Source organism: Kitasatospora sp. NPDC059817 (assembly GCF_042731835.1).
Lineage (GTDB): Bacteria > Actinomycetota > Actinomycetes > Streptomycetales > Streptomycetaceae > Kitasatospora.
On sequence record NZ_JBHWIR010000277.1, the window covers coordinates 1 to 6,517 of the forward strand.

At 69.8% G+C, this 6,517-nt stretch carries 2 protein-coding genes; both read right to left on the minus strand.

Annotated features, from left to right (window positions below):
• Window positions 1-187: 187 nt before the first annotated feature.
• Window positions 188-5,134 carry an NAD-glutamate dehydrogenase gene (locus tag ACFV61_RS33150; RefSeq protein WP_380495729.1) on the minus strand — a complete coding sequence of 1,649 codons (4,947 nt, stop codon included), beginning with the start codon at window positions 5,132-5,134 and terminating at the stop codon, window positions 188-190.
• A gap of 283 nt (window positions 5,135-5,417) precedes the next feature.
• On the minus strand, window positions 5,418-6,517 hold a 1,100-nt coding region (locus ACFV61_RS33155), incomplete at its 5' end, for an aldehyde dehydrogenase family protein (protein ID WP_380495731.1).

Here is a 6,517-nt window from a genome sequence, read left to right on the forward strand (position 1 = left end):
CCGCTTAGGTCCTGTCCGGTCGATCTTGGCGGATCAGCCCGCGGCGTTGGGCGCCCGGCTGGGCGTGCGCCCGAATCATCCTCGTACTGGACGTACTTGGGCGATTCGGGCGTGCGTCCAGGCGGGATGCCCGGCGTCGCGGGCCCGGCAAGATCGGCCGGACAGGGCCTTGCTGTGCAGCCGGCCGTCAGCGCATGGAGCCCGTGCGCAGGAGAGTGCGGATGACACGCATCGCGACCGAGAGGCTGGACAGCTCGTAGTTGTCCGAACCCCTTATGTCGTCGAGGGTGCTCTTGGCGCGGTTCAGCAGGGTCGCGTTGAGGTCCGCCCAGGCCGTGTAGCGCTCCTCCGGGGTCGCGCCCTCGGGGCCGCAGGCGAGGATGTCGGCGGTCAGCGCCGCGTGCGCCGCGAAGAGGTCCTCGCGGATCGCGGCCCGGGCCATCGACGACCAGCGGTCGGTGCGGGGCAGCTCGATGATGCGGTCGAGCAGGTGGGTGATCTGGAGGCGGTCGGCGAGGTCGTAGTAGAGCTCGGCGACCTCGGCGACGTCCTTGTCGGAGCGGTCCGCGACCTCGCTGATGTCCAGCGTCGGGAAGGTCGAGGAGAGGCCGGCGATCCGGGTGGCCAGTTCCTCCGGCACCCCGGCCGAGGCGAGCTCGTTGTAGACGGCCTCGAACCAGACCAGGTCGTCGCCGCGCAGCGGCTTGGGCAGCGAGCCCCAGACCTGGTCGACCCGGTCGTGGAAGAACTCGATGGTGCCGGCGATGTCGAGCGGCTGGCGGCGGTTGTTGAGCATCCACCGGGTGGCGCGCTCGACCAGGCGCCGCGAGTGCAGCCGCATCTTGGTCTGGACCCGGGCCGTGACCTCGTTGTCCAGGCCCTCGATCTCGGCCCAGATGTCCTCCAGGCCGAACACGGCCCGGGCGGCGGTGTGGGTCCGGGCGATCTCCTCGTAGGTCGCGCCGGTCTCCTCCTTCAGCCGGAAGGCGAAGGTGCAGCCACCGCGGTTGATCGTGTCGTTGACGATCAGGGTGGTGATGATCTCGCGGCGCAGCGCGTGGCCGTCGATTGCGTCGGCGAACCGGGCCCGCAGCGCGCTCGGGAAGTAGTCGTGCAGCGCGGTGTGGAAGTACGGGTCGTCGGGCAGCGCGGTGGCGAGCAGCTCGTCGGCCAGCGTGATCTTGGTGTACGCGAGCAGGACGGACATCTCGGGCTGCGAGAGGCCGCGGCCGTTCTGCTGGCGCTCGCGGATCTGGCGCTCGGTGGGCAGGAACTCCAGTCCCCGGTCGAGCTGGCCGGCCGACTCCAGCCGGTTGATCATCCGGGAGTGGACGTTGACCATGCTGTGCGCCTGGGCGACGGCGTTGGCCAGCACCACGTTCTGCGCGTAGTTGTTGCGCAGCACCAGGTGGCCGACCTCGTCGGTCATCTCGGCGAGCAGGACGTTGCGCTGCTTGACCGTCATGTCGCCGTCGGTGACGACCTGGTTGAGCAGGATCTTGATGTTGACCTCGTGGTCCGAGGTGTCCACGCCGGCCGAGTTGTCGATGGCGTCGGTGTTGATCCAGCCGCCGGCGCTCTCGGGGCCGCCGACCGCGGCGTACTCGATGCGGCCGAGCTGGGTGCAGCCGAGGTTGCCGCCCTCGCCGATGACGCGGGCCCGGACCTGGTCGCCGTTGACGCGGATGGCGTCGTTGGCCTTGTCGCCGACCTCGGCGTTGGTCTCGGTGGAGGCCTTGATGTAGGTGCCGATGCCGCCGTTCCAGAACAGGTCGACCGGTGCCTGGAGGATCGCCTTCATCAGCTCGGCCGGGGTGAGCCGGGTGTCCTGGACGCCGAGGGCGGCCCGGACCTGCGTGCTGAGCTGGATCGACTTGGCGGTGCGCGGGAAGACGCCGCCGCCGGACGAGATCAGCGACTTGTCGTAGTCGTCCCAGGAGCTGCGGGGCAGTTCGAAGAGCCGGCGCCGCTCGGCGTAGGAGGCGGCGGCGTCCGGGTTCGGGTCGAGGAAGATGTGGCGGTGGTCGAAGGCGGCGACCAGGCGGATGTGCTCGCTGAGCAGCATGCCGTTGCCGAAGACGTCGCCGGACATGTCGCCGATGCCGATGACCTTGAAGTCCTCGGTCTGGGTGTCGACGCCGAGCTCGCGGAAGTTGCGCTTGACCGACTCCCAGGCGCCGCGGGCCGTGATGCCCATGCCCTTGTGGTCGTAGCCGGCCGAGCCGCCGGAGGCGAACGCGTCGCCCAGCCAGAAGCCGTAGGACTCGGCGACGCCGTTGGCGATGTCGGAGAAGGTCGCGGTGCCCTTGTCGGCGGCGACGACGAGGTAGGTGTCGTCCTCGTCGTGGCGGACGACGTCGGCCGGGTGGACGACCTCGCCGGCGACCAGGTTGTCGGTGATGTCGAGCAGCGCGGAGATGAACGTCTTGTACGAGGAGATGCCCTCGGCCAGCCAGGCGTCCCGGTCGACCGACGGGTCCGGCAGCTGCTTGGCGACGAAGCCGCCCTTGGCGCCGACCGGCACGATGACGGTGTTCTTGACCATCTGCGCCTTGACCAGGCCGAGGATCTCGGTGCGGAAGTCCTCGCGCCGGTCGGACCAGCGCAGACCGCCGCGGGCGACCTTGCCGAAGCGCAGGTGCACGCCCTCGACCTGCGGCGAGTACACCCAGATCTCGAACGCGGGGCGCGGGGCCGGCAGGTCCGGGATGGCCTTCGGGTCGAACTTCATCGACACGTAGGAGTGCCAGTCACCGGAGCCGTCGTGCTGGAAGAAGTTGGTCCGCAGGGTGGCCGTGATGAGGTGCAGGAAGGAGCGCAGGATGCGGTCCTCGTCCAGCGAGACGACCTCGTCGAGCGCGCCGGACAGCTCCTCCAGGATGCCCTCGGTCAGCTCGGCGGCGCCCTGCTGGTGGCTGGGGCTCAGCCGGGCCTCGAACAGGTTGACCAGCAGCCGGGTGGTGTGGGTGTTGTTGCGGAGCGCGTCCTCCATGTAGTCCTGGGAGAACGTGGAGCCCGCCTGGCGCAGGTACTTGGCGTACGCGCGCAGCACCGTCGCCTGGCGCCAGGTCAGCCCGGCGGTGAGGACCAGCTCGTTGAAGCCGTCGTTCTCGGCCTTGCCGGTCCAGGTGGCGGCGAAGGTCTCCTGGAAGCGCTCGCGGGCCTCGTCGGTGAGCTCGGTGGCCTCGCGCAGCTTCAGGCCGAAGTCGTACACCCACGCGGTGGTGCCGTCGGAGCGGCGCAGCGCGTACGGGTGCTCGTCCAGCACCTCGACGCCCAGGCGCTGGAGCACCGGCAGGACCTCGGTCAGCGAGATCGGGCCGCCGACCCGGTAGACCTTGAAGCGGCGCTCGTCGGCGCCGGCGCCGACCGGCTGGTACAGGTTGAGGCGGAAGTCGCCCTCGCCGTGCAGCGACTCGATCTGCTTGATGTCGGCGACGGCGGTGCGCGGCGGGAAGTCGGCGCGGTAGCCGTCGGGGAAGGCGTTGGCGTACTTGTGGCCGAGCTCGGCGGCCTTCTCCTCGCCCAGTTCGGTGTGCAGCTGGTCGTGGAAGCCGTCCATCCAGAACCGGGCGGCCTCGGCGAGGCGGTTCTCGATCCGCTCGATGTCGGAGTCGGTGAGCTGCGGCAGTTCGGTGCCGGGGGCGACGCGGACCACGAAGTGCAGACGGGTCAGCACCGACTCGGTGGCGTACACCGTGTAGTCGATGGTGGCGCCGTTCAGCTCTTCCTTGAGGATGTCGGTGAGCAGCAGCCGGATCCGGGTGGTGTAGCGGTCGCGCGGCAGGTAGATGAACGCGGAGAAGTAGCGCCCGTACTCGTCCTGGCGCAGGAAGAGCCGCAGCTTACGGCGCTCCTGGAGGTACAGCACGCTGGTGGCGATGGAGATCAGCTCGGAGGCCGCGGTCTGGAACATCTCGTCCCGCGGGAAGGTCTCCATGATCTGCAGCAGGTCGCGGCCGTCGTGGCTCTCGCTGGAGAAGCCGGAGCCTTCGAGCACCTCCTGCACCTTGCGGCGCACGACCGGGATGCGGGTGACCGACTCGGTGTAGGCGGCGGAGGAGAACAGGCCGAGGAAGCGGCGCTCGCCGATCGGCTCGCCGGCGGCGTTGAACTTCTTCACGCCGACGTAGTCCAGGTAGGACGGGCGGTGCACGGTGGAGCGGCTGTTGGCCTTGGTGAGGACGAGCAGCTTCTTCTCGTGGGCCTTGGCGCGGACCGGCGCGGAGAGGCGGCCGAAGGCCTCGCTGGCCGGGTGGTGGTGGTCGTCGTGGCCGCGCGGGTCGGAGCGCAGGATGCCGAGGCCGGTCCCGGCGACGGCCTTCAGGACCTCCTCGCCCTCGTGCCCGGCCAGGTCGTACTCGCGGTAGCCGAGGAAGGTGAAGTGGTCGTCGGCGAGCCAGCGCATCAGCTCCCAGGCCTCGCCGACCTCCTGCTCGGGCAGGCCGGTCGGGGGCTCCTCGGCGAGCTCGTCGGCCAGGCGCAGCGCGCTCTCGCGCATCTTGCTCCAGTCCTCGACGACCTCGCGGACGTCGCCGAGCACCCGGCGCAGGTCGGCCTCGATCGCGCGCAGGTCGTCGCGGTCGGTCTCGCGGTCGATCTCGATGTGCATCCACGACTCGACGCTCGCGTCGGCGGGCCACTCGGCGCCGGCGGCCTGGCTGCGGGAGCAGGCGTCGACGTCCAGGATCTCCAGCAGCTTGCCGGTGATGTCACGGCGGACGACCAGCTGGGGGTGGATCACGACGTGGATGGCGCGGTCCTGGCGGGACAGCTCGTTGGTGACGGAGTCGACCAGGAAGGGCATGTCGTCGGTGACGACCTCGACCACGGTGTGGCCGCAGGACCAGGCGTTCTCCTCGACCGAGGGGGTGTGCACCCGCACCTCGGCGGTGCCCTGCGGGCGCTTGAGGCCCAGCCGGTAGTGGGAGGCCGCCGCGCCGTAGACGTCGACCGGGTCGCGGTCGACCAGGTCCTCGGGCGCGGTGTGGAGGTAGTAGTGGTGCAGGTACGCGGTCAGAGCGCCGTTGCTCAGACCTTCCCCCGGCGCCGCTCCCCCCACCTGGCTGTTCTCAGCGGCTGCGGCTGCTTTCTTGAGCAGGTCGGCCTTGGCTGCGTCCAGCTTGGTCTGCATGACTTCTTGGCTCCTGTCGCGCGCCGTTGCGTGACTCGGTGGTGTGTGGGTGTACACCGACGGGTCACTCGCAATCCTGCCGCACCTTCCGACTGAAAAGGCTTCATGGCGCGCATGAAATTCCTTCGCAATGGGTAGGACGATTCGTCCTGCGGAGCCACCCGACGACGCCAGCCAGCCTAACCGGATCAATCGAAGGTGGACAGGGACAGGGAGGCGCAAACTCGCAGGATGATCGGTCCGTCCTGGACACCATGTCCAAACCGGAGCCTCCCGTTCACTCTCAGCCCATGTGCGGGTACCGCAGGTCCGTGGGGGGAACGAAGGTCTCCTTGATCGCGCGGGCCGAGGTCCAGCGCAGGAGGTTCTGGGCGGCGCCCGCCTTGTCGTTGGTCCCGGAGGCCCGGCCGCCGCCGAAGGGCTGCTGGCCGACGACCGCGCCGGTCGGCTTGTCGTTGATGTAGAAGTTCCCGGCGGTGAACCGCAGCGCCTCCACCGCCTGGGCGATGGCGTAACGATCCTGCGCGATCACCGAGCCGGTCAGGCCGTACGGGGCGCCGGAGTCGACCCGGCGCAGCACGTCCTCCCAGCGGGCGTCCTCGTAGACGTGGACGGCCAGGATCGGGCCGAAGTACTCCGTCCGGAAGATCTCGTTGCGGTAGTCGGAGGAGACCAGCACGGTCGGCCGGACGAACCAGCCGATCGCGTCGTCGTACTGGCCGCCCGCCGCCAGCTCGATCGTCGAATCGGCCTTGGCCCGCTCGATGGCGTCCCGGTTCTTCTCGAAGGCGCGCCGGTCGATGAGGGCGCCCATGAAGTTGGAGAGGTCGGTGACGTCGCCCACCGTGAGCGCGTCCACCTCGGCCAGCAGCTCGTCCTTGATCTTCTGCCAGAGGCTGCGCGGCAGGTAGGCCCGGGAGAGCGCCGAGCACTTCTGGCCCTGGTACTCGAACGCGCCGCGGACCAGCGCCGCCTTCAGGATCGCCGGGTCGGCCGAGCGGTGCGCCAGCAGGAAATCCTTGCCGCCGGTCTCGCCGACGATCCGCGGGTACGCCCGGTAGCCGCCGATGTTGGCGCCGATGGTCTGCCAGAGCGACTGGAAGGTGGCGGTGGAGCCGGTGAAGTGCAGCCCGGCGAGCGCCGGATCGGCGAGGGCCACCGCGGACAGCTGGACGCCGTCGCCGGTGACCAGGTTGATCACCCCGGGCGGCAGACCGGCCGCCTCCAGCAGCCGCATCAGGTAGTACGCGGCCAGGGTCTGGGCCGGCGCGGGCTTCCAGACCACGGTGTTGCCCATCAGCGCGGGCGCGGTCGGCAGGTTGCCGGCGATCGCGGTGAAGTTGAACGGGGTGATCGCGTAGACGAAACCCTCCAGCGGGCGGT